This window comes from Sphingobium sp. Z007 (assembly GCF_900013425.1).
Taxonomy (GTDB): Bacteria; Pseudomonadota; Alphaproteobacteria; order Sphingomonadales; family Sphingomonadaceae; genus Sphingobium.
On sequence record NZ_FBXK01000005.1, the window covers coordinates 1,863,500 to 1,888,164 of the forward strand.

At 64.6% G+C, this 24,665-nt stretch carries 30 protein-coding genes and 1 tRNA gene; 16 read left to right on the top strand and 15 right to left on the bottom strand.

Annotation, left to right across the window (positions count from 1 at the left end):
- Positions 1–38 precede the first annotated feature (38 nt).
- On the top strand, positions 39–269 hold the full coding sequence (locus tag CEQ44_RS17055) for a hypothetical protein (protein WP_306341405.1): 231 nt from the start codon (positions 39–41) through the stop codon (positions 267–269).
- Positions 270–395: 126 nt separating this feature from the next.
- On the opposite strand, the gene CEQ44_RS17060 is transcribed toward CEQ44_RS17055, so the two are convergent.
- Positions 396–1,280, bottom strand: coding sequence for a neutral zinc metallopeptidase (locus tag CEQ44_RS17060; protein ID WP_088182580.1), 885 nt, complete (start codon positions 1,278–1,280; stop codon positions 396–398).
- A 146-nt stretch (positions 1,281–1,426) separates the two neighbouring features.
- Here CEQ44_RS17060 and CEQ44_RS17065 point away from each other — a divergent pair, with 146 nt between their 5' ends.
- A complete protein-coding gene (locus tag CEQ44_RS17065; RefSeq protein WP_088182581.1) occupies positions 1,427–2,620 on the top strand; it encodes a patatin-like phospholipase family protein in 1,194 nt (397 codons plus the stop codon).
- Positions 2,617–3,408, top strand: a complete 792-nt coding sequence (locus CEQ44_RS17070) for a 3-hydroxybutyrate dehydrogenase (RefSeq protein ID WP_088182582.1) — start codon at positions 2,617–2,619, stop codon at positions 3,406–3,408. Before CEQ44_RS17065 ends, CEQ44_RS17070 begins: the two co-directional genes overlap by 4 nt.
- Positions 3,409–3,479: 71 nt before the next feature.
- Here the strand turns inward: CEQ44_RS17070 and CEQ44_RS17075 are convergent, their stop codons facing one another.
- From CEQ44_RS17075 to CEQ44_RS17080, 3 genes are read right to left on the bottom strand one after another with little or no spacing between them, the layout of a single operon-like run.
- Positions 3,480–3,767 (bottom strand): hypothetical protein, encoded by a 288-nt coding sequence (locus tag CEQ44_RS17075; RefSeq protein WP_088182583.1) that lies wholly within the window; start codon positions 3,765–3,767, stop codon positions 3,480–3,482.
- A gap of 2 nt (positions 3,768–3,769) precedes the next feature.
- Positions 3,770–3,898 carry a hypothetical protein gene (locus tag CEQ44_RS25135; RefSeq protein ID WP_254913757.1) on the bottom strand — a complete coding sequence of 43 codons (129 nt, stop codon included), beginning with the start codon at positions 3,896–3,898 and terminating at the stop codon, positions 3,770–3,772.
- Positions 3,899–3,927: 29 nt separating this feature from the next.
- A complete protein-coding gene (locus CEQ44_RS17080) occupies positions 3,928–4,167 on the bottom strand; it encodes a hypothetical protein (RefSeq protein ID WP_254913758.1) in 240 nt (79 codons plus the stop codon).
- A gap of 303 nt (positions 4,168–4,470) precedes the next feature.
- Here CEQ44_RS17080 and CEQ44_RS17085 point away from each other — a divergent pair, with 303 nt between their 5' ends.
- Positions 4,471–5,829 (top strand): amidohydrolase, encoded by a 1,359-nt coding sequence (locus tag CEQ44_RS17085; RefSeq protein ID WP_088182584.1) that lies wholly within the window; start codon positions 4,471–4,473, stop codon positions 5,827–5,829.
- A 90-nt stretch (positions 5,830–5,919) separates the two neighbouring features.
- Positions 5,920–6,309: a hypothetical protein gene (locus CEQ44_RS17090; protein ID WP_088182585.1), complete on the top strand. Its 390-nt coding sequence runs from the start codon at positions 5,920–5,922 to the stop codon at positions 6,307–6,309.
- A gap of 7 nt (positions 6,310–6,316) precedes the next feature.
- On the opposite strand, the gene bdcA is transcribed toward CEQ44_RS17090, so the two are convergent.
- Entirely contained in the window at positions 6,317–7,030 is a 714-nt protein-coding gene (gene bdcA / locus CEQ44_RS17095) for an SDR family oxidoreductase (RefSeq protein WP_088182586.1), read from the bottom strand.
- A 71-nt stretch (positions 7,031–7,101) separates the two neighbouring features.
- On the opposite strand from bdcA, the gene CEQ44_RS17100 reads away from it, so the two are divergent.
- Entirely contained in the window at positions 7,102–7,695 is a 594-nt protein-coding gene (locus tag CEQ44_RS17100) for a TetR/AcrR family transcriptional regulator (RefSeq protein WP_088182587.1), read from the top strand.
- 21 nt (positions 7,696–7,716) lie between these two features.
- Here CEQ44_RS17100 and CEQ44_RS17105 read toward each other — a convergent pair whose 3' ends face one another.
- From CEQ44_RS17105 to CEQ44_RS17125, 5 genes are all read right to left on the bottom strand, one after another.
- Positions 7,717–8,706 carry a nucleotidyltransferase family protein gene (locus CEQ44_RS17105; RefSeq protein ID WP_088182588.1) on the bottom strand — a complete coding sequence of 330 codons (990 nt, stop codon included), beginning with the start codon at positions 8,704–8,706 and terminating at the stop codon, positions 7,717–7,719.
- Positions 8,703–9,566, bottom strand: coding sequence for an HprK-related kinase A (locus tag CEQ44_RS17110; protein ID WP_088182589.1), 864 nt, complete (start codon positions 9,564–9,566; stop codon positions 8,703–8,705). Before CEQ44_RS17110 ends, CEQ44_RS17105 begins: the two co-directional genes overlap by 4 nt.
- On the bottom strand, positions 9,563–9,850 hold the full coding sequence (locus tag CEQ44_RS17115; protein WP_254913760.1) for an HPr-rel-A system PqqD family peptide chaperone: 288 nt from the start codon (positions 9,848–9,850) through the stop codon (positions 9,563–9,565). The genes CEQ44_RS17110 and CEQ44_RS17115 overlap by 4 nt, the downstream gene beginning before the upstream one ends.
- A 65-nt stretch (positions 9,851–9,915) precedes the next feature.
- Positions 9,916–11,076 carry a glycosyltransferase gene (locus CEQ44_RS17120; RefSeq protein WP_088182591.1) on the bottom strand — a complete coding sequence of 387 codons (1,161 nt, stop codon included), beginning with the start codon at positions 11,074–11,076 and terminating at the stop codon, positions 9,916–9,918.
- Between the two features lie 97 nt (positions 11,077–11,173).
- Positions 11,174–11,599, bottom strand: a complete 426-nt coding sequence (locus tag CEQ44_RS17125) for a hypothetical protein (RefSeq protein ID WP_088182592.1) — start codon at positions 11,597–11,599, stop codon at positions 11,174–11,176.
- Between the two features lie 100 nt (positions 11,600–11,699).
- Between CEQ44_RS17125 and CEQ44_RS17130 the strand changes: the two genes are divergently transcribed.
- The 7 genes from CEQ44_RS17130 to phoB all read left to right on the top strand — a co-directional run bounded on the left by CEQ44_RS17130 (position 11,700) and on the right by phoB (position 18,999).
- Positions 11,700–12,983 (top strand): ATP-binding protein, encoded by a 1,284-nt coding sequence (locus CEQ44_RS17130; protein WP_088182645.1) that lies wholly within the window; start codon positions 11,700–11,702, stop codon positions 12,981–12,983.
- Positions 12,984–13,085: 102 nt separating this feature from the next.
- Entirely contained in the window at positions 13,086–14,141 is a 1,056-nt protein-coding gene (locus tag CEQ44_RS17135; protein WP_088182593.1) for a substrate-binding domain-containing protein, read from the top strand.
- A gap of 7 nt (positions 14,142–14,148) precedes the next feature.
- On the top strand, positions 14,149–15,543 hold the full coding sequence (pstC, locus tag CEQ44_RS17140) for a phosphate ABC transporter permease subunit PstC (RefSeq protein ID WP_088182594.1): 1,395 nt from the start codon (positions 14,149–14,151) through the stop codon (positions 15,541–15,543).
- On the top strand, positions 15,540–16,784 hold the full coding sequence (gene pstA / locus CEQ44_RS17145; RefSeq protein WP_088182595.1) for a phosphate ABC transporter permease PstA: 1,245 nt from the start codon (positions 15,540–15,542) through the stop codon (positions 16,782–16,784). The genes pstC and pstA overlap by 4 nt, the downstream gene beginning before the upstream one ends.
- An 8-nt stretch (positions 16,785–16,792) precedes the next feature.
- Entirely contained in the window at positions 16,793–17,581 is a 789-nt protein-coding gene (pstB, locus tag CEQ44_RS17150; protein ID WP_088182646.1) for a phosphate ABC transporter ATP-binding protein PstB, read from the top strand.
- Between the two features lie 17 nt (positions 17,582–17,598).
- Positions 17,599–18,294: a phosphate signaling complex protein PhoU gene (gene phoU, locus CEQ44_RS17155; protein WP_088182596.1), complete on the top strand. Its 696-nt coding sequence runs from the start codon at positions 17,599–17,601 to the stop codon at positions 18,292–18,294.
- Between the two features lie 3 nt (positions 18,295–18,297).
- Positions 18,298–18,999, top strand: coding sequence for a phosphate regulon transcriptional regulator PhoB (gene phoB, locus CEQ44_RS17160; RefSeq protein ID WP_088182597.1), 702 nt, complete (start codon positions 18,298–18,300; stop codon positions 18,997–18,999).
- 76 nt (positions 19,000–19,075) lie between these two features.
- Here the strand turns inward: phoB and def are convergent, their stop codons facing one another.
- The gene (gene def, locus CEQ44_RS17165; RefSeq protein WP_088182598.1) at positions 19,076–19,606 is read right to left on the bottom strand and encodes a peptide deformylase; all 531 of its coding nucleotides are present in this window, start codon (positions 19,604–19,606) and stop codon (positions 19,076–19,078) included.
- Between the two features lie 59 nt (positions 19,607–19,665).
- On the bottom strand, positions 19,666–20,262 hold the full coding sequence (recR, locus tag CEQ44_RS17170; RefSeq protein WP_088182599.1) for a recombination mediator RecR: 597 nt from the start codon (positions 20,260–20,262) through the stop codon (positions 19,666–19,668).
- 53 nt (positions 20,263–20,315) lie between these two features.
- On the opposite strand from recR, the gene fmt reads away from it, so the two are divergent.
- Together fmt and truA are read left to right on the top strand one after the other, a co-directional pair.
- Positions 20,316–21,224 carry a methionyl-tRNA formyltransferase gene (fmt, locus tag CEQ44_RS17175; RefSeq protein WP_088182600.1) on the top strand — a complete coding sequence of 303 codons (909 nt, stop codon included), beginning with the start codon at positions 20,316–20,318 and terminating at the stop codon, positions 21,222–21,224.
- A gap of 18 nt (positions 21,225–21,242) precedes the next feature.
- Entirely contained in the window at positions 21,243–21,998 is a 756-nt protein-coding gene (gene truA / locus CEQ44_RS17180) for a tRNA pseudouridine(38-40) synthase TruA (protein WP_088182601.1), read from the top strand.
- On the opposite strand, the gene CEQ44_RS17185 is transcribed toward truA, so the two are convergent.
- Together CEQ44_RS17185 and CEQ44_RS17190 are read right to left on the bottom strand one after the other, a co-directional pair.
- Positions 21,991–22,899: a sensor domain-containing diguanylate cyclase gene (locus CEQ44_RS17185; RefSeq protein ID WP_254913761.1), complete on the bottom strand. Its 909-nt coding sequence runs from the start codon at positions 22,897–22,899 to the stop codon at positions 21,991–21,993. The two genes, truA and CEQ44_RS17185, sit on opposite strands and share 8 nt — an antisense overlap.
- 120 nt (positions 22,900–23,019) lie before the next feature.
- Positions 23,020–23,739 (bottom strand): queuosine precursor transporter, encoded by a 720-nt coding sequence (locus CEQ44_RS17190; protein ID WP_088182647.1) that lies wholly within the window; start codon positions 23,737–23,739, stop codon positions 23,020–23,022.
- 69 nt (positions 23,740–23,808) lie between these two features.
- Here CEQ44_RS17190 and CEQ44_RS17195 point away from each other — a divergent pair.
- Positions 23,809–23,885: transfer RNA gene (locus tag CEQ44_RS17195), tRNA-Arg, on the top strand.
- Between the two features lie 47 nt (positions 23,886–23,932).
- On the opposite strand, the gene fsa is transcribed toward CEQ44_RS17195, so the two are convergent.
- Positions 23,933–24,586, bottom strand: a complete 654-nt coding sequence (gene fsa, locus CEQ44_RS17200) for a fructose-6-phosphate aldolase (protein ID WP_088182603.1) — start codon at positions 24,584–24,586, stop codon at positions 23,933–23,935.
- Positions 24,587–24,665: the final 79 nt, after the last annotated feature.

Below are 24,665 nucleotides of genomic sequence, written 5' to 3' on the forward strand. Positions count from 1 at the left end.
CCCTGATGTTCGGGGGCTATCGCTTGGGCTTGCGACGAATGCCAGAAACTTTTGGCCTCTCCGCCCGTTCAGCCTACATGGACATCCAGCGCAAAGCCTATGGCCGATCGGCACCGGGACGCGATGGCGGCGGCAGCCGCATCGTGACTGTCGTCTTGCCGGAGCCTTATGAAGGCGTTGGCAACGCATTGCGCTCTACCTATGCGCCAGGGCGCGATGGTGTGCCTGACGACATGATGGCGTTGCTGGCAAAGCTCGACCGCCACTGATTCGCGCCGATGGCGACGCCCGGTTGAGGCCCGCCCGATATATGTGCGCCGCCGATGACCGGCGGGATGGTCCCCGGCTTTTCACCGCAAGACGCGCCCGCCGGATCACCCGCCGATCAAGCAGGGTCAGATCACGCCCTGGAACGTGTCGCACTGCGCCGGGTCACCGCTATCCAATCCCTTGCGCAGCCATTCCATGCGTTGCGCGCTGGTGCCATGCGTGAAACTTTCCGGCACGGGCCGCCGCCCGGCCGATTTCTGGAGCGTGTCGTCGCCGATCGCCTGCGCCGCGCGCATCCCTTCCTCCAGGTCGCCCGCTTCCATCAAATTGGTGTCGCGCGCGGCCCACACGCCGGCATAGCAGTCCGCCTGCAACTCCATCTTCACCTGGAGCGCATTGCCGTCGGCTTCGCTGGCGCCCTGCTGCGCCTTGCGGATTTTGTCCGCTTCGCCGGTGATCGTCTGGATATGATGGCCGACCTCATGCGCGATGATATAGCCTATCGGGAAATCGCCCGGCGCATTGAAGCGGCTCTCCATCTCGTTGAAGAAATCGGTGTCGATATAGATGCGCTGATCTGCCGGGCAGTAGAAAGGCCCCATCGCCGATTGCGCCGCGCCACAGCCCGACTGGCCATTCTGGCTGTAGAAGACCAGGGTCGGCGGTGCATATTGCTGCCCCTCCGCCTTGAAGATGTCGGTCCAGCGCCTTTCGGTCGATCCCAGCACCTTAAGGGAGGTGCGCTGAATAGCGCTCAATTCTGCCGTCGCGGGCCGTTCGGTCTGGACCTGCTGTCCGCCGCCACCGCCACCGATCAGGCTGAGCGGGTTCATGCCCATCACGACCATGATGACCAGCACCACGACGATCCCGCCGCAGCCGAAGCGGCTGCCGATCAGGGGCAGCAACATGCCAAGGCCGCCGCCAAGGCCCCCGCCGCCAAATCCACCGCCGCCGCGGCCGTCCTGCACCTCGTAATGGCCGCTTTCCTGTTCGTCGTCGAGCCGCATCGCGCCCTCCCTTTCTCGATATCCTCGCCTACGCGATTCAAGGCGTTCGGGGAACCGTCCGCCGCAGCGAAGGTTGCGGCGACCCGTGATTTGTTACGAGACATTAAGTTGGAATCATGACGCCAAAGCCTATATTGCACTGCGACATGGCAGATATGGAACCCAAGGCGCAGGAAGCCAAACCGCTTCGCCGCGCCCGTACACCCCTCCCCCTCCCCCGCGAAGTCGCGTTGCTGTTGCAGGGCGGCGGTGCGCTGGGATCATTCCAGTCCGGGGCCTATGAACGGCTGGACGAGCTGGGCGTCGATGTCAGCTGGGTCGCAGGCATATCGATCGGCGCGATCAACGCGGCGATCATCGCGGGCAATCTGCCCCATCGCCGGATCAGCCGCCTCAGGAAATTCTGGTACACCGTGTCGGGCGGCATGCCCAATATCCTGCTGCCCGACATCGACCATGTGCGCGAAGCGGTGCATCTGGCGGCGGCAGGCACGGTAGCGACCTTTGGCGTGCCCGGGATGTTCCGCCCACGGCTGTGGCCCGCCATGATGATGCCCGAAGGCACACCGGGCGCGATCAGCTTCTATGACAGCGAGCCGCTCAAGACCACGCTCGACGCCTGCGTCGACTGGGATCTGCTGAACGACGGGCCGGTCCGCCTGTCGGTCGGCGCGGTCGATGTCGAAACGGGCAATTTCGAATATTGGGATACGCGCGGCCCCGGCGGCAATACCCGGATCGATGCGCGCCATATCATGGCGTCGGGCGCCCTCCCCCCTGGACTGCCGCCGGTCGAAATTGACGGGCGCTGGTATTGGGACGGTGGCCTGGTGTCCAACACACCTCTGTCCCACGTGCTCAACCACCAAACCGAAGATATGCTGGTGTTCCAGGTGGATCTGTTCCCGGCCGAAGGGCCGATGCCGCGGCAGATGACCGATGTCTATTCGCGCATGAAGGATGTGCAATATAGCAGCCGCACCCGGCAGGTGACGGACCAATATCTGCGCCTGCGCCGTGAGCATGGCGCGATCAAGGCGCTGCTCGACAAGCTGCCGCCCGACATGCAGGACGGGAGCGAAGCGCAGGCCTTGCGGCAGTGCCTGGATCAAGGTTCGGTCAACATCGTCCACCTGATCTATCGATCGCGCGCCTGGGAAAGCGGGGCGAAGGATTTCGAATTTTCCCGCTCGACGATGCTGGATCATTGGAGCCAGGGCCGCGATGCGGTGGAGGAAGTGATGCACAAGGGCGACCTGATCGCGCGCAACATCCTGGACGGCAAGAGCGCGACCTTCGACCTCGATTCCCCCGATCATCTCAAGGAGAAAAAGGCATGAGCAAGAGCTTGTCAGGCAAGACCGCGCTGATCACCGGGTCCACATCCGGCATTGGCCTCGCTTATGCCAAGGCGTTGGCCGGCGAAGGCGCCAATATCGTCATCAATGGCTTTGGCGATGCCGATGGAATCGAGAAGGAGCGGGTCGGGCTGGAGGCGCTCAGCGGCGCCAAGGCGCTCTATTCGAGCCACGACCTGACCAAGGTCGATCAGATCGAAGCCATGATGCGCGAGGCCGCCGACACATTCGGCGGGGTCGACATCCTCATCAACAATGCCGGGATGCAGCATGTTGCGCCGGTCGAAGACTTCCCGATCGACAAATGGGATCTCATCATCGCGCTCAATTTGAACGCCGCCTTCCACACCAGCCGGCTGGCCATCCCTTATATGAAATCCAAGAAATGGGGGCGCATCATCCAGACCGCGTCCGCCCATTCGCTGGTCGCATCCCCGTTCAAGAGCGCTTATGTCACCGCCAAGCACGGGCTGGCGGGCTTCACCAAAACGGTGGCGCTGGAAGTGGCGACCGACGGCATCACCGCCAACTGCATTTCGCCGGGCTATGTCTGGACGCCGCTGGTGGAAAACCAGATCCCCGACACGATGAAAGCGCGCAACATGACGCGCGACCAGGTGATGAACGATGTGCTGCTGGCGGGCCAGCCGACCAAGGAATTCGTCACCGCCGAGCAGGTTGCGGCGACCGCCTTGTTCCTGTGCAGCGATGCCGCGGCCAATATCACTGGCGGCAACCTCAGCATCGATGGCGGCTGGACCGCACAGTAACGGTTCGCCCAATGAAAAGACCCACCGTCCCGCAACGGGCCGGTGGGTCTTTTCATTTAAGGGGGCAGATGTCAGGCGACGGGTGGCGTCAGCACGCGCAGCACCGATTGCAGCCCGTCCTCGCTGGTCGTCGCCAGCGCCAGCGGACGATCGGCCAGTCCGTCATGCTGGCTGTTGAGAAACAGGATGGCGTCCGATGCGCCCAGCGTCTCTATCGCCATACGCGTGATGCGGCCCTGCCGTTCGGCGGCATCGGGGGCCAGGCGTACGGCATTGCGCGGGGTAAAGCGGCGCCCGGACATGCTGCGTCCGCCGGTGGAGGGAGCCGGGGTCTGCTCGGCAGGTGTTTCGTCTGTCATGCTCAGCTTTTCAACGTCACGATGCCGACGACACCCGGTTTGGAGGAGGGGTTGGACGCATTGCCCTTGGGCGGCTTTTCCGCCTTGGGCTTACGCACTTCGCGATTCGATTTCTTCTGGCTCTTGGCCATGATCAGTCCTTCCTGAAAATCAGCTAATGTCAGCGCGCCGCGAGCAGAGCAGCGTCTTCGGCACGAAATTCGGCGACGATCGCTTCATCTTCGGACAGGACCGCGCGGGTGGCGCGGCGGCGCTCGGCGCCCGCGGCTAGTTCCGCTTCCCGTCCCCAGGCATTGGCCGCCCGCTGCGCGATCTGGCGCGTATTCGGCAGGGTTTCGGACGACGCGCGCGCCTGATGCAACGATTGCTGCGCAAGGCAGAATGCGGATGTCTGGGCCATGGAACAGGCTCCTTTTTCGAGCGGGGATTAGAAACGGAGCGGCGGCAGGGAGGCGGGCAACGATCGATGCAGATGCAGCCATGGCGCAACTAGGGCGGACAACCATAAAGACGCACGACACGCCAGATTGTTCCTTTCACTTGCGAAATAGTGCCGCGGCGGCCAATTTGCAAGGACGCGCCATGCCGTCGCTACGCAACCGCGGTCCTATTGGGGCTACTGCACCGCGTCGTCGGTGAAACTCCCCCCTTTAACAGTCCTAAAATCCCCTTATGCTTTGCCGCAGCAAGGGAGATTATCAACATGCGCCACGCGCTCACGGCCGTTCTGGCCGCCGCCAGCCTTTCGTCCATCGCCACCGCCCAGACCGCGCCTGCCCCGCCCACGCCGCCCGCTCCGCCCACACAAAGCGCCATCGGGGCGGCGGTCGCCAAGGACATGGACGCGCTGATGACGCTCTATCGCGACCTGCACGCCAATCCCGAATTGTCGTTGCAGGAAGTCAACACCGCGGCCAAACTGGCCAAGCGCCTCAAGGCACTCAAGTTCGACGTGACCGAAAAGGTCGGCGGCACCGGCGTCGTCGCGGTCATGAAGAACGGGTCCGGCCCCACGCTGCTGATCCGCGCCGACATGGACGGGTTGCCGGTGGTCGAGCAGACCGGCCTCGCCTTCGCGTCCAAGGTCCGCACCAAAACGCCCGAAGGCGTCGAGACCGGCGTCATGCACGCCTGCGGCCATGACACCCACATGACGGCCTTTATCGAGACCGCCAAGCTGCTTGCCGCCCGCAAGGACGAATGGAAGGGCACGCTGGTCATGATCCTGCAACCGGCCGAAGAAGTGGGCAAGGGCGCGCGGATGATGCTGGAGGACGGGCTTTACACCCGCTTCCCCAAGCCGACCCATGCCATCGCCTTCCACGACGCAGCCAATATCGTGGCGGGACAGATCGGCTACACCCCCGGCTATGCGCTGGCCAATGTCGACAGCGTCGACATTTTGGTGAAGGGTGTGGGCGGTCACGGCGCCTATCCGCAAACGACCCGCGACCCGATCGTGCTGGCGTCGCGCATCGTCACCTCCTTGCAGACCCTCGTCAGCCGCGAACAAGATCCGCAAGATCCCGCCGTCGTAACCGTCGGCAGCTTCCAGGCCGGGGCCAAGCATAATATCATTCCCGACGAGGCGAAGCTGCTGCTGACCATCCGCAGCTATTCGGACGAGACGCGCGAAAAGCTGATCGACGGGATCAGGCGGATCAGCCGCGGCGAGGCGATCGCGGCGGGCGTGCCTGAGGATAAGATGCCGGTGGTGAGCGTGAAGGACGAATTCACCCCCTCCACCTTCAACCCGCCCGAATTTGCCGAACAGATGGCCGGCCTGCTTAAAAGCCATTTCCCCGACGGCCGAGTCATCAAGACAAGCGCAGTAATGGGCGGCGAGGATTTCAGCCGCTTCTATCGCGCCGACAAGAGCATCAACAGCTTCATCTTCTGGGTCGGCGGCGTGCCGGCCGACAAGCTGGCGGCGGCGCAGGCCGGCCAGACAAGCCTGCCGTCGCTACACAGTCCTTTCTGGGCGCCGGAAGCCGACAAGGTGATCGCCACCGCCAGCGAAGCCATGACTGTGCTGGCACTGGACATATTGAAGAAACAATGAATCGAAGACAAACGATCGCGGAAGACATTTCCGCGATCGTCTTGCGAAAGTCATTTGCTAATGCAACGCGCTACGTCTTATATTCATAGGATGATTGCATGCGAACTGGACGATCCTGACGGGATCATCTTCGTACACGCCACCGGCGTATGGACGATTGCCGATGTCGATCGTCATTATGGCCATCTCACCCTCATATTGGACGACCGGCGTCGCAACGGGTTGCCGATCCGCATCCTGTCCGACGTGACGGAGGCGGAACGGCAAACGCACGATATCGAGGCGCGTATCCTGTGGCATATGGATCGCACCTATCGGCCCACCGACCGGGTCGCGATCCTGGTCGCGAATGTCGCGGACAAACTCTATGTCCGCGCCCGACTGGGCAAGGCGATCGTTGCGGCCTTTTCCTCACAACTGCCCGCAGAAATGTGGCTGATGTCCGACGACCTGCAACCGCCGGGCATCGTCGCAGCGTAACGAACAATCAAGCGCCGAAGCCGCCGTCGATCGTGTGCATCGCGCCGGTGATGATGCCCGCTTCCGGTCCCGCCAAATAAGCCGCAAGGCCGGCAATCTCTTCCCCCGTGGCATGGCGCTTGATCGCCATGAAACCGTGCATCATGCCGCTCATCGGGCCATCGGCCGGGTTCATGTCGGTGTCGGTCGGACCGGGCTGGATGATATTGACGGTGATGCCGCGCGCCCCAAAATCGCGGGCTAGGCCGCGGGCCATGCCCTGCAACGCCGACTTGGTCATCGCATAGGCCGCCCCGCCTTCGAACGGCATCCGGTCGCCATTGACCGATCCGACAACGATGATGCGGCCACCGTCGGGCATGCGCCGCGCCGCTTCGACCGCGGCGTAATAGGGCGCGCGGACATTGATGTCGATCATCCGGTCGATCGCGTCGGCGTCCTGCGCCAGCGGATCGCCCAGGATCGCCGCGCCGGCATTGACCACCAATATGTCGAGTGGTCCTTGCCCTGCGACGACATCGATCACCGCCTGGCGATCGGCCGCGTCGGAACGGATCGCGCTGGCCCCGGTGTCGGCAGCCAGCGCATGCGCGGCGTCATGCGAGCCGGCATAGGTGAAGGCGACCTGCGCGCCGTCGGCGGCAAAACGCCGCACGATGGCCGCGCCAATGCCCCTGCTGCCGCCCAGGACCAAGGCTTTTTTGGAGGTGAAATCGGTCATCTTCGTCTTCCTTGTATTTGTGTAATGATCGCTATATAAATTGACTATCTGCCGGGTCAAGGAATTATGTAGTGACCGTTAAAGAAAAATTGAAAAGCCGCGGTCGCCCGCGCGCTTTCGACCGGGACGCCGCGCTGGACCAGGCGCAGGCGCTGTTCCAAGCGCAGGGCTATGACGGGGTCGGCGTGGCCGCGCTGGCGCAGGCGATGGGCGTCAATCCCCCCAGCCTTTACGCCGCCTTCGGCAGCAAGGCCGCCTTGTTCGACGAGGTGCTGGGTCGCTATGCGCGCAACGGACTGCCGATCGATGCATTGCTCGCGCCGGGCGCCCCGCCCGCCCCCGCGCTCGGCGCGCTGCTGCGCGAGGCCGCGCGCATCTACGCCGCTGATCCGCAGACGGCCGGCTGCATGGTGTTGGAGGGCGCGCGTGGCGCGGACGCCGACGCCGCCTGCTGCGCCCGCAACTGGAAGGCGGCGAGCGCCAAGCGGGTGCGCGACTTTCTGATCCCAACCCATGCCGACAAGGCGCAGGTCGTGGCTGATTATATGGTGACGGTCATGTCCGGCCTGTCGGCCGACGCGCGTGCCGGGACGCCCACGGATCGACTGGTCGCGGTCGCGGACATGGCGGGGCTGGCGATCACGGCCGTGCTGACCGAAGGCTGATCGCGCGTCTGGACGATTCGCCTATTGCGGGCGATGCCCCTTGCGCCATTTGGTCAGCAGGTGCCGCGCCAGCATCAGCGGCGGCATCCGCAGCCAGTGCGACCGCACGAAGAAGGCGAAGACCAACAGCTTGCGGCTTTCCCGGCCCCATCCGTCGCGTGCGAGCAATCGCGCGCGCACCAGCCCGTCCCAAAGGGTCAGGCGCGCGCCCGCGCCATAGATCGCACGCGCCAGTCGCTGCGCCTGCCGGACATGGGCGGCAAGACCATGATGTGCAGCGCGCGCTGCCAGCGCGGCGGTATCGGCATCGGGCAGCAGGCAATATATGTCCCACAGGTTACGCAGACCGCCCTGCATGTCACCATCTGCCAGCATATGCGCGACCGAATGGACGATCCGGTCCTCGACCGAGAGGATATATAATCCATTGGTTATATGAATAGCGTCCGCGATCATCGCCGCCGCATCGGCCGTCTGGCGCGCGGTCAGTGGCAATATGGTATGATGCACGTCGATCATCCGGTCGCGATCGACATGGATCATCGGCGGCAGTTCATGCATCCACTGGCGATAATAGGCGTCGTCATAGGGGTCTTCCTTGACCCACTCCCATCCCGCCGCGATCAGCGCGCGCTCCACCGCCGACATCGCGTCGCGCGGCACGAGAATGTCGAGATCGCCAATAAACCGCCCCTGCCCGGCGCGCAGGCCCGCCGCCACATAGGCCGCCCCCTTGAGCAGCACCAGTTTAACATCCACGCCGCGCAACGCCTGCGCAGCCCGGTCCGCCTCCCACAGCGCCTGCTGTGCCTCCCGCCCGCTGTCGCGCCGGGCGTCATCCAGGATCGGCCGCACCGCATCCGGCAAGGCGACGCACTCCAGTCGATAGGCGAGCGTCCCGATCAGCCGCTCCGCCCGCGCCGCGGCGAGCAGGCGGTTCCAGCCTTCCGCATCGAGCGCCCCGACCGAAGCCGGATCGCGCAACGTGCGCACCAGCAACGCCGCGCTCATGCCAGTTTCTCCCACAGCCGATCGACCATGGCGATGGCGTCGTCGCCGGAGGGGAAATCGATCGCCCGCGCCGGCACATGGCGGACGAAGCGGGTGAGCGCGGTGAAAGCCGGCTCGCCCAGCGCGACATAGTTGGTCGATGCCTGGGTCAGGCGCATGAAGATTTCGCCCTCCCCCAGCGGTCGCACCGCAGCGTCGTGGCCGAAACGGGGGAAGAGCAGCAAAGCGGGCATCCCGCCCTCCCCCATGCGCGACACCGCGTCGGCGCGCGGCACCATATGGCGGATGTCGCCCTTCGCCGTCGCCGCCAGCAACGGTCCCATGCGCGGTTCGCCGACCGCCTGGGTCACCACCTCTATCGCCCGATTCTTAAGGCTGACGAGGCGAGGAAAAGGCAGGATCGCACCGCTATCCATGTCGAGCAACGCGAACTCGTCGCCCATGAAGCGCCAGCCGCGTTCGCCCAGCAAGGCCGCCAGGGTCGATTTGCCGGACCCCGATTCGCCGGTCATCACCAGCACGCGCCCGTCTTTCTCCACGCTCGACGCATGGAGCAGCAGGTGCCGCCGCCAGCCCAGCGCCATTTGCAGGTTCATGCCCATTTCGGCGGCCAGCAGACCATGGGCCAGGCTCATCGGCGCGGCGTCGGCCAAGCCATGGTCGCCGGTGATGAAGATGGACGGCCGCACCCAGCGCCGCGCCAGGCCGGTGGGCTGAAGCCGGACGGTGAAGTCAGCGATCGCGCCCCGCACATCGGGATAGGCCGCATAGAGCCGCGCCAGGTCCGCGATCGGCTGCGGCCAGGCGGACCCGATGCGAAACGTCGCCGGACCGATGCGCAGGGTGACGGCGTGCCTCATACGGGACGGACCAGTCCCAGCGCGACGAGCGCGCCGAGATGCGCGTCGATCTCCGCCACGGCATCGTCCACCGGCCCCAGATCATAGTCGCGCGCCAGCCGGTCGTGCATCGCCTGCGCGCTCACGGGCGCGCCGTCGGCCATGTGCTCTAATATCTCCGGCACCGGGCTGATGACCATATGGGTCTGGCCCGACCGATGATGGTAGAGCAGCACGAGATCGTCGAGGACGCAGGTTGTTACCGCGTCCGCCTCGTCCCGGCGATAGGCTGTCGCTCCGTCCAAATCCGGCATCCCAAACTACTGTCCATCTCGCTGTAGCGCGAAGGCGTAGCGAAGTGCCTAACGCATCAGGATAGCGCTGGCGACCGGACGGGTTGCGGCGCGGGCGCACCCACCAGCCCTTCGAATGCGCGCAGATAGCGATCGAGCGCGCGCTGTACGCCATGGTCGCGCGTCGCCGCCGCCAACATGGCAGGCGGCGCGGGGTGCGCCAGCGCACGTTCGATCGCATGGGCGAAGGCTGCCGCATCGCCCACCCGCACGACCGGATGCTGCCCCGCTTCCGCCAGAAGCGCACGGATATTGGGCGTGCTATCGGTCGCCACCACGCCCGTGCCGCAGGCCAGCGCCTCGATCAGGGTAGCGCACAGCCCTTCCCATCGCGACGGCTGGAGCAACAGGTCCGCGTCTGCCATCAGCGCCGCAAGGGCGTCAGGGTCACCGACATAGCCGGTAAAATCGACGCGATCGGCAATGTCCAGCGCCTGACATTGCTGCTCCAGATCCGCGCGCAGCGGCCCTTGCCCGGCGATGGTCAGCCGCCAGTCGAGATGGGGCAGCCGCGCCAGTGCGGCGAGCGCCGTAGCCTGATCCTTTTGCGGCGTCAGCCGCCCGACCATCAACAGCCGGCACGGATCGCCCGGCTCGCGCGCGATCCGCCCATTGCGGGCCTGTTCCATGGCGCGCGTCACCGTCGGGCGAGGCAGCAGGCGGATGTCGCCGCTCTGCGCCAGCAGGGCGCGGTCATGTTCGCCCATAACGATGGTGAGATCGCTCAGGCGCGCGATGGCGCGAAAACGAAGCAAGCGGGCCAGTGCGCCGGGGCCGCGCTGACCGGGCCGCACGATAGGATTGGAAATGCGGCCGACCGCTTTCGTATCGGTGCCCAATGCGGCAAGCGCGACCAGCATGTTGCTCTGGTTGCCTGCCGAATAGAGGATGTCGGGTCGATAGCGCCGGACCATCGCGGCCAGCGCCGGAAATTGCGCGATCATCGAGAGGCGTCGGATGCCGCCGGGCGCAGGCACGCGTCGGACGGTGAGCGCGGAATCGATCAGATGCGCGGCGGGACCATCGGTGCGCGCCATCCACAATTCGACCGGAATGCCGCGCTGGAGCAGGTGATTGGCCAGCAATATGGCGACGCGATCCAGGCCGCCATCGCCCGGCTGGTACAGATAGATGGCCACCGAAAAAGCACGCCCCGCAGGGCGGCCGAACTGAAACATGGAAGCTGCCTCGCCAAATATCGAACCATTTCAGGTTCGACGTCGTCAACGCGGGCAATCCGTATCTGTTCAAACCATTACGGGTGCGACGATCGGTTCAGCGCGGCATTTGCAGCGAAGCGTAGCAGGTAAAGCCGCTGGTTCCGCGCTGGAGCCGGCGGATATAATTGAGATAGGCCTGATTCTGTTCATAGCCGGTCCCGGGCAGCGGACGGCCGCGCAGCGCCTGCTTGACCTGTTCGCCGGTGAAGCTGCGGCCGGTGCCGGGATAGGCGCCGGGCGTGCCGGCCGGGACGAGTTGGCCGTTGGGGGCGATGAAATTGCCCGCCCGGCTCTGGTCGGGCACAGGGATGGTGCAGTTCAGCACCGACGCGGCGGTGTTGGCCAGCGCGGGACGGATCGACACGATCGCCGACGCCGCGGCCGCGCCGCCCATCAACAACTGGCGACGGGACGGGACGGCCAGCGATGGCGCGTCATCGCCACCTTCGGGGCTATCTTGTTCGGACTTCGGGTCGCTCATATCGTCATGATCCGCTCGTCACGCTTGCCAAAGCGTAAAGATTGCACGCTATTGCAATAAGCCATCGCAGCAATTGCGCGACAAATCCAGCGCGGTAACCATGAATCGACTGACAACTTCGCAGATCACCGCCTCCCTTGCCATGCTGTTGCTTGGCGCTGGGGGCGCATTATTGCTGGGCGCGTCGCCCATCGCCATCGCGCTGCCGATCCTGGGCGGCTTGCTCGTCCTGCTCATCTGTGCCGAGGGCGTGGCGACGCGGCAGTCCGCACCCGCCCCGCTAGATGCGCCCGACCTCATCGCCCATCCCGATTTCGCCAGCCTGCTGGAGGGGATTTCCGATCCCCTGATGCTGGTCGAGCGCAGTCGCATCGTGCGCGCGAATCGCGCCGCGCAACGCCTGCTGGGCACGCATATCGAGGATGAGGATGCGCGCATCGCGATCCGCCACCCCGCCGCGGCCGAGCGGCTGGCCAGCACCGCGCCGCTCGCCGAGCCGGTCATGGTCGAACTGGTCGGCCTGGGCAGCCGCGATCAGCGCTGGCAGATGCGCATTGCGCCAGTCGGCCAGGTCGCTGACATGCGCCGCCTGGTCCATCTGGTCGATCATAGCGGCACCCACGCGGCCGAACGGATGCGCGTCGATTTCGTCGCCAATGCCAGCCATGAACTGCGTACGCCGCTGGCCGGCATATTGGGCTTCATCGAGACGCTGGCCGACCCCGAACTGGGCAAGGACGATGAAACCCGCCAGCGCTTCCTGAAGATCATGGACGGCGAGGCGCGGCGGATGCAGCGGCTGATCGACGATCTCATCTCATTGAGTCGGATCGAGGCGGAGAAATATCGCGCGCCCGACACGCTGGTCGATCTGTCCGAACTGGCGGCCGAAGTCGTCGGCGTGTTCCGATCCAGCCATGGCGACCGTGGCCGCGAGGTCGAAATGGAGATCGCGCCGCAACTGCCCAGCGTCCAGGGCGATCGGGCGCAACTGTCGCAGCTGCTGCACAATCTGATCGGCAATGCGGTCAAATATGGTCGCCCCGGCACGCCGATACGCGTGACGCTGAATGAGGGGCCAAGCAGCATGACGCGCCTGACCGTAGCCGACGAAGGCGAAGGGATCGGCCCCGATCACCTGCCCCGCCTGACCGAGCGATTTTATCGCGTCGATTCGGGGCGCAGCCGGGCGATGGGCGGCACAGGCCTGGGCCTCGCCATCGTCAAGCATATCGTCGAGCGGCATCGCGGGCGCTTCGATATTGCCAGCACTTTGGGCAAGGGCACCACCATCACCGTGCTGTTACCCCCGCCGATGGAAGAGGCACCAAATAAAAGCGACGAGAAAAGGCGGCCTTCGGCGCTTTCAGGGACCATGTCATGAAAATGAAACCTGACTGTCACAAAGGCGCGATGGTCCGCGACTAGGGCGCTTCCCAGGGGGGCGGCGACAAGCGAATCGCGGCTCTGTTGTTTGGAGGTTCCCGTGAAGACATTCGCCTTGCTCGCCGCGACGACCGTGAGCGTTCTCAGCCTTGCCGCCTGCGGCGACCAGTCCGGCGGCGGCGCAGGCCAGACCCGCGACCAGATCCGCGCGGTCGGCTCCTCCACTGTCTATCCCTTCGCCACCGCAGTCGCCGAACTGTTCGTGCAGAGCAATGCCGGCATGAAGTCGCCGATCATCGAATCGACCGGTACCGGCGGCGGCATGAAGCTGTTCTGCGCCGGCGTGGGCGCCCAGCATCCCGACATCGCCGACGCGTCGCGCCGGATGAAGAAGGCCGAATTCGACCAGTGCGTCGCCAATGGCGTCAAGGACATTATAGAGGTTCAGGTCGGCGTCGACGGCCTGGCCTTTGCCGAATCGAAGCAGGGTCCGGGCCTGAAACTCACCCCCAAGATCGTCTATGAGGCGCTGGCCGCTAATCCCTATGGCAAGGGGCCGAACAAGGCCCAGACGTGGAAGGATGTGGACCCCAGCCTGCCCGCGATCGCCATCTCCGTCTTCGGCCCGCCGTCCACCAGCGGCACGCGCGACTCGCTCGCCGAACTGATCCTGGAAAAGGGCTGCCAGTCGGACGAGGCGATGAAGGCGCTCAAGGAAAAGAATGAGGACGAATATAAGGCGACCTGCACGCGCGTTCGCGAAGACGGCAAATATGTCGATTCGGGCGAGAACGACAATCTGATCGTGCAGAAGCTGGGCGCGAATCCCAATGCGGTCGGCGTGTTCGGCTTCAGCTTCCTGGAGGAAAATAAGGACAGCCTGAAGGATGTGCCGATCAACGGCGTAGAGGCGACCTATGAGACCGTGTCGACCGGCCAATATCCCGGCGCACGCCCGCTCTACATCTATGTCAAGAAAGCGCATATGACGGCCATTCCTGGGCTTCAGGGCTTCCTGAACGCCTTTACCGCCAACTGGAACCCCGATGGTCCGCTGACCAAGCGCGGCATGGTCGCAGCGCCCGAAGACGTGCGCAAGAAAAGCGCCGAGATCGTCAAGGCGCTGACCGTCCTTGACGGTTCGCAGCTGAAGTAAGGGCATCATGACCGGACCAGCCATCCTCCTGCTGCTGGCGGGCCTGGGCGCGATCGCCTGGGTCAGCGCCCGCGCCCGCGCCCTGCGACTCCAGACCGTAGCGCGGGCGACGGGGCGGCGCGACGCCGTCCATTCGCTGCCCGGCTATCATGGCTGGTATGTCGCGCTGTGGACGCTGATCCCGGCCGCCATCTTCCTGGCGGTCTGGGCTAATGTCGCACCGGGCCTCGTCACGCAAAGCGTGCTCGCCGATCCGGCGGCCCAAAGCCTGCCGCTGGATGGCTTCTCCCGCTCCGCCATCCTGGGCGAAGCGCGGGCGATCGCCAGCGGCGATCAGGCGGGCGCGTTCAACCCGCTGTCGCAAGGCCTGGTCGAACCCTATCGTGCCGCCCTCAACAAATATGGCGTGGCCGGCGGGGTGCTGGCGCTGGTGCTCGCTTTTGCCGGCGGCGCCTATGCCTTCACCCGTGTCCGCCCCGATTTCCGGGCGCGCACGCGGGTCGAACGGCTGGTAATGGTGTCGCTGCTGATCGCGTCGCTGATCGCGATCGTCACGACATTGGGCATCGTCGCCTCGCTGCTGTGGGAAAGTTTCCGCTTCTTCTCGATGGTCAATCCCATAGACTTTCTGTTCGGCACCAAATGGAGCCCGCAGTCGGCCGCCATGGGCTATGGCAATGAAGATGCCTTTGGCGCGGTGCCGCTCTTCTGGGGCACCATCTTCATCGGTGCGATCATCGCGATGATCGTCGCCATCCCGCTGGGCCTGATGAGCGCCATCTACCTGACCCAATATGCCAGTCCCACGGTCCGCAAGTGGATGAAGCCGACGCTGGAGATGCTCGCGGGCGTGCCGACGGTGGTCTATGGCTATTTCGCCGCGCTGACCATCGCCCCGGCCCTCCGCGACTTCGCCGTCGCGATCGGCATCCATGGCGCCAGTTCCGAAAGCGCGCTGGCCGCGGGCCTGGTCATGGGCGTGATGATTATTCCCTTCGTCTCCTCCATGGCCGACGACAGCATCGCGGCCGTGCCGCAATCGATGCGCGACGGCAGCCTGGCGATGGGCGCAACGACCAGCGAGACGATCCGCAAGGTGCTGATCCCCGCTGCGCTGCCCGGCGTCGTAGGCGGCGTATTGCTGGCCGTCAGTCGCGCCATCGGGGAAACCATGATCGTGGTCATGGCTGCGGGCCTGGCCGCCAACATGACGCTCAATCCCTTCGCCAGCGTGACGACGGTGACGACCCAGATCGTCCAGTTGCTGACCGGCGACCAGGAATTCGACAGCGCCAAGACGCTGGCCGCCTTCGCGCTGGGCCTGGTGCTGTTCATCGTCACCCTGTTGCTCAACATCGTGGCCCTGCGGGTCGTGAAGAAATATCGCGAGGCTTACGAATGAGTGCGACACGCACCCCCACCGACTGGAAGTCGGATGTCATGCAGAAGCGGATCGCGGGGCGTTACGCAGCCGAGCGCCGCTTCAAGTTCGCGGGCCTGTTCGCGGTCGTCCTGTCCGCCTCTTTCCTGGCCTTCCTGCTTTTCACCATGATGGGCAACGGCCTGCGGGGTTTCACCCGCACCGAAATCGCGCTGAAGATCGACTTCCCGGCCTCGCCGCTGCTGCTCGATCCCGCCGCGATCACGGACGAATCGCTGAACCAGGCCAATCTGCCGATGGTAACGGATACGGTCGCCAAAAAGCTGCTGGGTGCCGACGCCGACGCGCTACTGTCGCCGACCGCCTGGATCAGCATTCGCGACGCGATCAAGGCTGATCCCAAGATATTGAGCCGGACCGAGACGATCAGCGTGCCCGCCTCGACCGGGCTGGACCTGGCCGCCAAGAGCCAGGGTTCACCTGAAATGGAGGCTGCCGTCACGCGGCTGAAGCAGCAGGGCGTCTTGTCGACCGGCTTTAACTGGAGCTTCCTGTCGGCCAGCGACGGCACCGACCCGACCCAGGTCGGCATCTGGGGCGCGTTCAAGGGGTCGCTGCTGACGATGATCGTGACACTGCTGCTCAGCTTCCCGATCGGCGTCGCCACGGCGCTCTATCTGGAGGAATATGCCCGCAAAAGCTGGTGGACCGACATTATCGAGGTGTCGATCAACAATCTGGCGGCGGTGCCTTCGATCATCTTCGGCCTGCTGGGCCTGTCGATCTTCCTGAACCTTGCCCATCTGCCGCGATCCGCTGCGTTGGTCGGCGGCATGACGCTGGCGCTGATGACGATGCCAGTCATCGTCATTGCCGGCCGCAACGCGATCAAATCGGTGCCGCCCAGCATCCGCGACGCGGCGCTCGGCATCGGGGCAAGTCCCGTGCAGGTCGTGTTCCAGCACGTGTTGCCGCTTGCCCTGCCCGGCATCCTGACCGGCACGATCATCGGCATGGCCCGCGCCCTGGGCGAAACCGCGCCGCTGCTGATGATCGGCATGCGCGCCTTCATCGCGACACCGCCGGGCGGCATCACTGACCCTGCAACCGTGCTGCCGGTGCAGATCTTCCTCTGGTCCGATGAAGTCTCCAAGGGTTTCGTCGAAAAGACCTCCGCCGCGATCATCGTTCTGCTGGCCTTTCTGCTCGCGATGAACGGCCTCGCCATCTACCTGCGCAACAAGTTTGAAACACGGTGGTAATGACACCCATGACAGAAGAACAAACCAAGCTGGCCATTGAAAATCCCAAGATGTCCGCCCGCGACGTCAAGGTTTTCTATGGCGACAAGCAGGCGATCAAGGGCGTGTCGATCGATGTCGGCATGGACCATGTCACCGCCTTCATCGGCCCGTCGGGCTGCGGCAAATCCACCTTCCTGCGGACACTCAACCGCATGAACGACACCGTGGCATCGGCGCGGGTAGAGGGTGAGATCACGCTGGACGGCGAGAATATCTACGCTGCGTCGATGGACGTGGTGCAGTTGCGCGCGCGGGTGGGCATGGTGTTCCAAAAGCCCAACCCTTTCCCCAAGTCGATCTACGAAAATATCGCTTATGGCCCGCGCATCCACGGCTTGGCCGCGGGCAAGGCGGACATGGACGTCATCGTCGAAAAGTCGCTGCGCCGCGCGGGCCTGTGGGACGAGGTGAAGGACCGGCTGACCGAAAGCGGCACCGCCCTGTCGGGCGGCCAGCAGCAACGGCTGTGCATCGGCCGCGCGATCGCGGTCGAACCCGAAGTGATCCTGATGGACGAGCCTTGTTCAGCGCTCGATCCCATAGCGACCGCCAAGATCGAGGAGTTGATCCACGAACTGCGCGGCCGTTACGCGATCGTCATCGTCACGCACAACATGCAGCAGGCCGCGCGCGTGTCGCAGCGGACCGCCTTTTTCCACCTGGGCGACTTGGTCGAATATGGGGTGACGAGCGACATCTTCACCAATCCCCGCCAGGAGCGGACCAAGGATTATATCACCGGTCGCTACGGCTGATCCGGGGGAGAGACATCATGGCTGAACATACGATCAAGGCATTTGACGAGGAAATCGACCGGCTGCGCGGGCTGATCGCCGAGATGGGCGGGCGCGCGGAAGCGGCGATCGAAAATGCGATGCTGGCCCTGCAACGGCAGGACAAAGTGCTCGCCGCGCAAGTGGTCGAGGGCGACAAGCGGATCGACGCAATCGAGGCGGAAGTCGAGAAGCTGGTGATCCAGGTGATTGCGCTCCGCGCGCCGATGGCGAACGACCTGCGCGACGTGATCGCGGCATTGAAAATCGTGAGCGTGGTCGAGCGCATCGGCGACTATGCCAAGAATATCGCCAAGCGCGTGCCGCTGATCGCCACGAACACCCGCATCCTCGAACCCATTTCCCTGCTGCCTTCGATGGGCCAGGTCGCAGGCGAGATGGTGCATGATGCGCTCAACGCTTTTGCCGCCCGCGATGCCGACCTGGCGCTGGCGGTGGTCGAGCGCGACACGGTGGTTGACGATTTCTATAACAGCGTGTTCCGCACGCTCGTCACCTTCATGGTGGAAAATCCCAAGACGATCAGCGAGTGCGCGCATCTGCTGTTCATCGCCAAGAATATCGAGCGGATCGGCGACCATGCGACCAATGTCGCGGAAATGGTCTATTATGCGGCCACTGGCCAGACCCTGCCGGAGCGCGAGCGCGGCGCCGACATGCAGCCGGAGGACTAGACCATGGCACGAGCGAAAATGCTGCTGGTCGAGGACGACGCCGCGCTGGCCGAACTCCTCATCTGGCATTTCAAGCGCGAGGATTTCGACGTCGCCCACACGGTCGACGGCGAAGAAGCGCTGCTGATGGCGCAGGAAAATGTCCCCGACATCGTGCTGCTCGACTGGATGGTCGAAAGCCTGTCTGGCATCGAAGTGTGCCGCCGCCTGCGCCGCATGAACGGCACCGCCAACATTCCAATCATCATGCTCACCGCGCGCGGTGAGGAAGAGGATCGGGTCCGCGGCCTGGAAACCGGCGCGGACGATTATGTGACCAAGCCCTTCTCCCCGCGCGAACTGGTGGCGCGGGTCGGCGCGGTGCTGCGCCGCGTGCGCCCGGCGCTCGCCGGCGAAACGCTGACCTTTTCCGACGTGGAGATGGACACGGTCGGCCACAAGGTCCGCCGCAGCGGCCAGGTGATCCCACTCGGCCCCACCGAGTTCCGCCTGCTCAAGCATTTCCTGGAGCATCCCGGCTGGGTCTTCTCGCGCGAGCGGCTGCTCGACAGCGTCTGGGGCCAGGATAGCGACATCGAATTGCGCACGGTGGACGTCCATATCCGCCGCCTGCGCAAGGCGATCAATGGCGACGGCCAGTATCAGGACATCATCCGCACGGTGCGGTCCGCCGGCTATGCGCTGGACACCGACGGAATAGGCTGAACCATCGCCCTATGACATCTCATAAAAACGCCCCAAGGTGACTTGGGGCGTTTTTTATATATGCCGATAAATCCGCTCAGGCCGCGCGGCGGGCCTTGTTCAGTTTCTTGAGCAGCATATCGCGCTTCAGGCGCGACAGATGGTCGATGAACAACACGCCTTCCAGATGATCCATCTCATGCTGGAGGCAGGTGGCGAGCAGACCTTCGAGCTGTTCTTCATGGATGCGGCCATCCCTATCCATCCAACTGGCGCGGATCACCGCCGGGCGCTCCACCTCGGCATATTGGTCGGGGACGGACAGGCAGCCTTCCTGATAGACCGACAATTCCTCCGAGCCCTTCAAAATCTGCGGATTGATGAAGACCATCGGCTTCTTGACCGGCTTGGCGTCTTCTTCATCCGATTCGGGTTCCTGCAGGTCCATTACCAACACCCGTTTGGGCACGCCGACCTGGATCGCGGCCAGGCCAATGCCCGGCGCGTCGTACATCGTTTCGAACATATCGTCGATCAGCCGCTGCAGATCGTCATCGATCGCATCCACAGGGGTCGAAATGGTGCGCAGGCGCGGGTCGGGCGCCTCGAGGATCGGTAGGATTGCCATGGTTCGAACATAGATGGAACGGCGCGATATTTCAAGCCACCGCCCCGCATCCAAAGCCGCTAACCCACCGGCCGCCGCGCCCGCAGCGCCTGGGCCAGCGTGCCTTCGTCCAGATAATCCAGTTCCCCGCCGACCGGCACGCCATGGGCGAGCTGCGTAAGACGGATGGGAAATCGCTCCAGCCGTTCGGCCAGATAATGGGCGGTCGTCTGCCCCTCCAGCGTGGCGTTCATCGCCAGCACCACTTCGTCCACGCCGCCCGGCTCCAGCCGCGCGACCAGCGCGTCGATCGTGAGATCCTCCGGCCGCACCCCCTCCAATGCCGACAGCCGACCGCCCAGCACATGGAAGCGACCGGGAAAGAGACGCGACTTGTCGAGCGCCCACAGGTCCGCGACATCCTCCACCACGCACAGCGCACGCGCGTCGCGGCGCGGATCGGCGCAGATGCCGCAGGGATCGACCGTGTCGACATTGCCGCAAATATGGCAGGTGACCAGCCGCTCGTTCACCGCCTCCAGCGCGCGCAGCAGCGGCTCCAGCGCGCCCTCCCGCTTTTTCAGCAGATGCAGCACCGCGCGCCGGGCCGAACGGGGGCCAAGGCCGGGCAGGCGGGACAGCGCCTGGGTCAGCGTTTCGATTTCAGGTGAAGCCATATCGTGAGATAAGGGGTTGCAACCGGGCGAGACAAGAGGTTTGAGCGTTCACTATGCGTATCATCTATATGGGCACCCCCGATTTCGCCGTTCCGGCGCTCGACGCGCTGGCGAAAGCGGGTCATGACATCGTCGCGGTCTACAGCCAGCCGCCCCGCCCGGCCGGTCGTGGCAAGGGTTTGCGCCCTTCCCCGGTCCATGTTCGGGCCGAAGAGATGGGGATAGAAGTCCGCACGCCCGTATCGCTGAAAGATAGCGACGTACAGGCCGCCTTCGCCGCGCTCGACGCCGATGTCGCGGTGGTCGCCGCTTATGGGTTGATCCTGCCGCGCGCAGTGCTGGGCGCGCCGCGCCACGGCTGCATGAACATCCACGCATCGCTGCTGCCACGCTGGCGCGGCGCGGCGCCGATCCAGCGGGCGATCCTGTCGGGCGACAATGTCACCGGCGTCACCATCATGGATATGGAAGCGGGCCTGGACACCGGGCCGATGCGCGCCAAATACATCACCCCGATCGAATATAAGACCGCTGGCCAGCTGACCGTCGAACTGGCGCAGGCGGGCGCAGACCTGATGGTCGAGGTGCTGGACGACGTCTCGCTGCACCCGGCCTTGGCGCAGCCTAACGAGGGTGTCACCTATGCGGCCAAGATCGACAAGGCGGAGGCACGGATCGACTTTACCCGCCCGGCGATCCAGGTCGAGCGCCAGGTGCGGGCCTTCAATCCGTTCCCCGGCGCCTTCTTCGAATATGGCGGCGAACGGTTCCGCATTCTGGCGGCGCATGTCGAACATGAGGACGGCGCGCCGGGCGCATTGCTGGACGACGCACTGCTGATCGGCTGTGGCCACGGGGCCATCCGCGTCACACAAATCCAGCGCGCGGGGAAGGGCGCGATGACGCCGGAGGATTTGCTGCGCGGCTATGCCATGCCGCAGGGGAGCCGGGTGGATGGATAGGCGGAACGCAGCCCGGACATGACCCGTTTCGCCTTCACCGTGGAATTCGACGGCCGCCCCTTCATGGGCTGGCAGCGCCAGGCCCATGGCCCCAGCGTGCAGCAAACAATCGAGGATGCGATCTTCGCCGTGACCGGCGAGCGCGTCGCGATCCATGCCGCCGGGCGCACCGATGCTGGCGTCCACGGCCTGGCCATGCGCGCCCATGCCGATATCGACAAGACCATCGCGCCCTTTCGACTTATGGGGGCGATTAACGCCCGCATGCGGCCCGCCCCCGTCTCCATCCTGGCGTGCGAGCCAGCCGTGGACGATTGGCATGCGCGTTTTTCCTGTATCGGGCGGTCCTATATCTATCGCATCGCCAACCGCCGCGCGCCGCTGACCTTCGAACGGGGACTGGCGTGGTGGGTGATTCAGCCGCTCGACGTGCCGGCAATGCAGGACGCGGCGCAGATACTGGTCGGGCGGCACGATTTCACCACCTTCCGATCCGCCCATTGCCAGGCGCAAAGCCCGGTCAAGTCGCTCGACCGGCTGGATGTGACACGCGACGGCGACCGCATCGCGATCCATGCGGCGGCCCGCTCCTTCCTTCATCATCAGGTGCGGTCGATGGTCGGGTGCCTGGCGATGGTCGGCATGGGGCGATGGACCGCGAACGATCTACGCGCGGCGCTGGCGGCTAGGGATCGGGCGGCGCTGGGCCTCAACGCCCCGCCGGACGGGCTGTATTTCGTGCGGGCGGACTATCCCGATCCGACCGTCACATGAGGGCGGCGGCGCGGACCTGATTCTTGCCCGCGCGCTTGGCCGCGCGCATCACATCGTCGGCGCAGGCGATCAGCCGGTCGAGATCGGCCGGATCGGGCGTGTCTGCGGTGACGAGACCGAAGCTGCCGCTGATGCCCATGCCATAGGCGGCGATCGCCAGCCGCGCATCCTCGCCAAAGACCTGGACCGCTGGCGCGTCCCGATCCGCCAACAGAACGAGAAATTCGTCACCCCCAATCCGCGCGACGACATCGCCTGCGTCCGCCTGCGCCTTGAGCAATTGGGCGATATCGACCAGGCAGGCGTCGCCCGCGGCATGGCCCTGCCCGTCGTTCAACTGTTTGAAGCCATCAAGATCAAGGAACAGCAGGCTGACGCAGAGCCGGGCATGAGCCGCATGGGCCAGTACGTCCTTGGCCCGGCAGGCGAAACCACGACGGTTGAGCAGGCCGGTCAGCGGATCATGCACCGCTTCGAAGCTGGCTTGGCGCAGGTCGGAAAGATCCTCGATCACTGCCACATAGAGTTCGGGCCGGTCATCATCGTCGCGCACCATCGCAACGGTCAGGTTGATCCAGATGATCGCCCCATCGGGACGGATATAGCGTTTTTCCATGGCATAACGCGGCAATTCGCCCGCGTTGAGCCGCGCCAGCAGTGCCTCGTCCGCGTGCAGATCGTCTGGATGGGTGATCTGCTGGAATCCGGTGCGGATCAGCGTTTCCGTGTCATAGCCGCTGATTTCGCAGAAGCGCGGATTCACCAGCAGGAAGCGACCGTCCAGCCCGACATGCGCGATGCCGACCGGCGCATGCAGAAAGGTCGCCTCGAACCGGCGCTGCGCCAGCGCGAGCGCGGCGGCGACGTCCTCGGCCGCAGCGGAAGGAGGCGGCTCCGACAAAGGAAAAGGTTTGCGTAACGCTGTTCCAGTGAAGTGTTGGTGCGACTGCCTGCTCATACCCCCCTTAGTGCACGGGAAATGGTAAACGGAGGCTTACGCTGCGAACCAATCCGCCGGGTGTCAGAGGCGGGTGCGGAACGGCGTGAAGTCGGTACCGCTGTCATAGACGTCCAGCCCTTCGCGGCGCTTGAGACCGTTGACCACCATATAGGTGACCGGCGTCAGCACCGCTTCCCAGCCGACCTTCATTGCCCAGTTGGTCACCATCACCGTCAGCACCTGCGCATTGCTCCAGTCGCCCCAGAAGGCCAGCGGATAGAAGAGCAGGCTGTCCACGCCCTGGCCGATCACGGTGGAGCCGATGGTGCGCATCCACAAATGCCGACCCTGCGTCAGTATTTTCATGCGGGCAAGCACGAAGCTGTTGGCCAGTTCGCCTGCCCAGAAGGCCACGAGCGAGGCGAAGACGATCCGCCATGTGCTGCCGAACACCGCCTCATAGGCTTTCTGGTCGGGCCAGCCATCCGCGGGCGGCAGCGCGACAACGACCCAGCTCATCAGGGCCATGAACAGCATCGCGGCGAACCCGGCCCAGACGCAGCGGCGGGCACGGGCATAGCCATAGACCTCCGTCAGCACGTCGCCGATCACATAGCCCAGGGGAAAGAAGAGGATGCCGGCGCCGAAGGTGAAGCCGCCCAGCGTGGACAGCTTGGCCGCACCGATCAGGTTGGACAGCAGCAGGATGGCGACGAAGGCCGCCATGAAGAAATCATAATAGCGCAGCGGCCGCGCACCCAGCGCCCCTGCATCGACCTTGTGCACTACCCCATCGCTCATGCGCATCTGCATATCGCGTGGTCAGATGATTGCAAGCTGGCTTGACGCCCGCTATCGCGACACGCGCATGGCCCCGTAGCTCAGTTGGATAGAGCATTCGCCTTCTAAGCGAATGGTCGCTGGTTCGAATCCAGCCGGGGTCACCAAAGTCAACGGAAAGGCCGGACGCAGATTGCTGCGCCCGGCTGAAAAGTCAGAGGATCGTCTGGCCGGTCTTGGCCCAATCGGCGGCGAAACCTTCGAGGCCCTTGTCGGTCAGCACATGCTTGGACAGCATCTTGATGACGGCGGGCGGCGCGGTCATCACGTCCGCGCCGATGCGGGCCGCTTCCAGCACATGGATGGGGTGGCGCACGCTGGCGACCAGGATTTCGGTGTCGAAGCCGTAGTTGTCGTAGATCAGGCGGATATCCTGGATCAGCGCCATGCCATCGAAGCCATTATCGTCATGCCGGCCGACGAAGGGCGAGATGAAGCTGGCGCCGGCCTTTGCAGCGAGCAACGCCTGATTAGCCGAAAAGCACAGCGTCACATTGACCAGCGCGCCGTCGTCGGTCAGCGCCTTGCAGGTCTTGAGCCCGTCGATGGTCAACGGCACCTTGATGCAGACATTGTCCGCGATCTTCCGCAACACGGCGGCTTCCTTCATCATCGTCTCATGGTCGAGCGCAACGACTTCGGCGGACACGGGGCCATCGACGATGCCGCAGATTTCTTCGACCACTTCGAGGAATTTGCGGCCCGACTTGTGGATCAGCGAGGGGTTGGTGGTCACGCCGTCCAACAGGCCAGTGGCGGCCAGATCGCGGATGTCGGCGGTGTCGGCGGTGTCGACGAAGAATTTCACAGGGCGGCCCTTTGCGCAAAAAAGTGATTCGTTGCGTGGCGCTATAGCGTCTTGGGGCGTGCCTGTCCTACATGGGCGC

What these genes read in the sequence shown, in the direction of transcription:
- CEQ44_RS17055 (WP_306341405.1), top strand. Translation starts at nt 39, where the DNA reads ATGCCAGAAACTTTTGGCCTCTCCGCCCGTTCAGCCTACATGGACATC.
- CEQ44_RS17070 (WP_088182582.1), top strand. Translation starts at nt 2,617, where the DNA reads ATGAGCAAGAGCTTGTCAGGCAAGACCGCGCTGATCACCGGGTCCACA.
- phoU (WP_088182596.1), top strand. Translation starts at nt 17,599, where the DNA reads ATGGCTGAACATACGATCAAGGCATTTGACGAGGAAATCGACCGGCTG.
- CEQ44_RS17125 (WP_088182592.1), bottom strand. Translation starts at nt 11,599, where the DNA reads ATGAGCGACCCGAAGTCCGAACAAGATAGCCCCGAAGGTGGCGATGAC.
- truA (WP_088182601.1), top strand. Translation starts at nt 21,243, where the DNA reads ATGACCCGTTTCGCCTTCACCGTGGAATTCGACGGCCGCCCCTTCATG.
- CEQ44_RS17075 (WP_088182583.1), bottom strand. Translation starts at nt 3,767, where the DNA reads ATGACAGACGAAACACCTGCCGAGCAGACCCCGGCTCCCTCCACCGGC.
- CEQ44_RS17190 (WP_088182647.1), bottom strand. Translation starts at nt 23,739, where the DNA reads ATGAGCGATGGGGTAGTGCACAAGGTCGATGCAGGGGCGCTGGGTGCG.
- CEQ44_RS17110 (WP_088182589.1), bottom strand. Translation starts at nt 9,566, where the DNA reads ATGAGGCACGCCGTCACCCTGCGCATCGGTCCGGCGACGTTTCGCATC.
- CEQ44_RS25135 (WP_254913757.1), bottom strand. Translation starts at nt 3,898, where the DNA reads ATGGCCAAGAGCCAGAAGAAATCGAATCGCGAAGTGCGTAAGCCCAAG.
- CEQ44_RS17130 (WP_088182645.1), top strand. Translation starts at nt 11,700, where the DNA reads ATGAATCGACTGACAACTTCGCAGATCACCGCCTCCCTTGCCATGCTG.
- CEQ44_RS17060 (WP_088182580.1), bottom strand. Translation starts at nt 1,280, where the DNA reads ATGCGGCTCGACGACGAACAGGAAAGCGGCCATTACGAGGTGCAGGAC.
- bdcA (WP_088182586.1), bottom strand. Translation starts at nt 7,030, where the DNA reads ATGACCGATTTCACCTCCAAAAAAGCCTTGGTCCTGGGCGGCAGCAGG.
- phoB (WP_088182597.1), top strand. Translation starts at nt 18,298, where the DNA reads ATGGCACGAGCGAAAATGCTGCTGGTCGAGGACGACGCCGCGCTGGCC.
- CEQ44_RS17090 (WP_088182585.1), top strand. Translation starts at nt 5,920, where the DNA reads ATGATTGCATGCGAACTGGACGATCCTGACGGGATCATCTTCGTACAC.
- CEQ44_RS17085 (WP_088182584.1), top strand. Translation starts at nt 4,471, where the DNA reads ATGCGCCACGCGCTCACGGCCGTTCTGGCCGCCGCCAGCCTTTCGTCC.
- def (WP_088182598.1), bottom strand. Translation starts at nt 19,606, where the DNA reads ATGGCAATCCTACCGATCCTCGAGGCGCCCGACCCGCGCCTGCGCACC.
- fmt (WP_088182600.1), top strand. Translation starts at nt 20,316, where the DNA reads ATGCGTATCATCTATATGGGCACCCCCGATTTCGCCGTTCCGGCGCTC.
- pstB (WP_088182646.1), top strand. Translation starts at nt 16,793, where the DNA reads ATGACAGAAGAACAAACCAAGCTGGCCATTGAAAATCCCAAGATGTCC.
- recR (WP_088182599.1), bottom strand. Translation starts at nt 20,262, where the DNA reads ATGGCTTCACCTGAAATCGAAACGCTGACCCAGGCGCTGTCCCGCCTG.
- CEQ44_RS17120 (WP_088182591.1), bottom strand. Translation starts at nt 11,076, where the DNA reads ATGTTTCAGTTCGGCCGCCCTGCGGGGCGTGCTTTTTCGGTGGCCATC.
- CEQ44_RS17105 (WP_088182588.1), bottom strand. Translation starts at nt 8,706, where the DNA reads ATGAGCGCGGCGTTGCTGGTGCGCACGTTGCGCGATCCGGCTTCGGTC.
- pstC (WP_088182594.1), top strand. Translation starts at nt 14,149, where the DNA reads ATGACCGGACCAGCCATCCTCCTGCTGCTGGCGGGCCTGGGCGCGATC.
- pstA (WP_088182595.1), top strand. Translation starts at nt 15,540, where the DNA reads ATGAGTGCGACACGCACCCCCACCGACTGGAAGTCGGATGTCATGCAG.
- CEQ44_RS17080 (WP_254913758.1), bottom strand. Translation starts at nt 4,167, where the DNA reads ATGGCCCAGACATCCGCATTCTGCCTTGCGCAGCAATCGTTGCATCAG.
- CEQ44_RS17065 (WP_088182581.1), top strand. Translation starts at nt 1,427, where the DNA reads ATGGCAGATATGGAACCCAAGGCGCAGGAAGCCAAACCGCTTCGCCGC.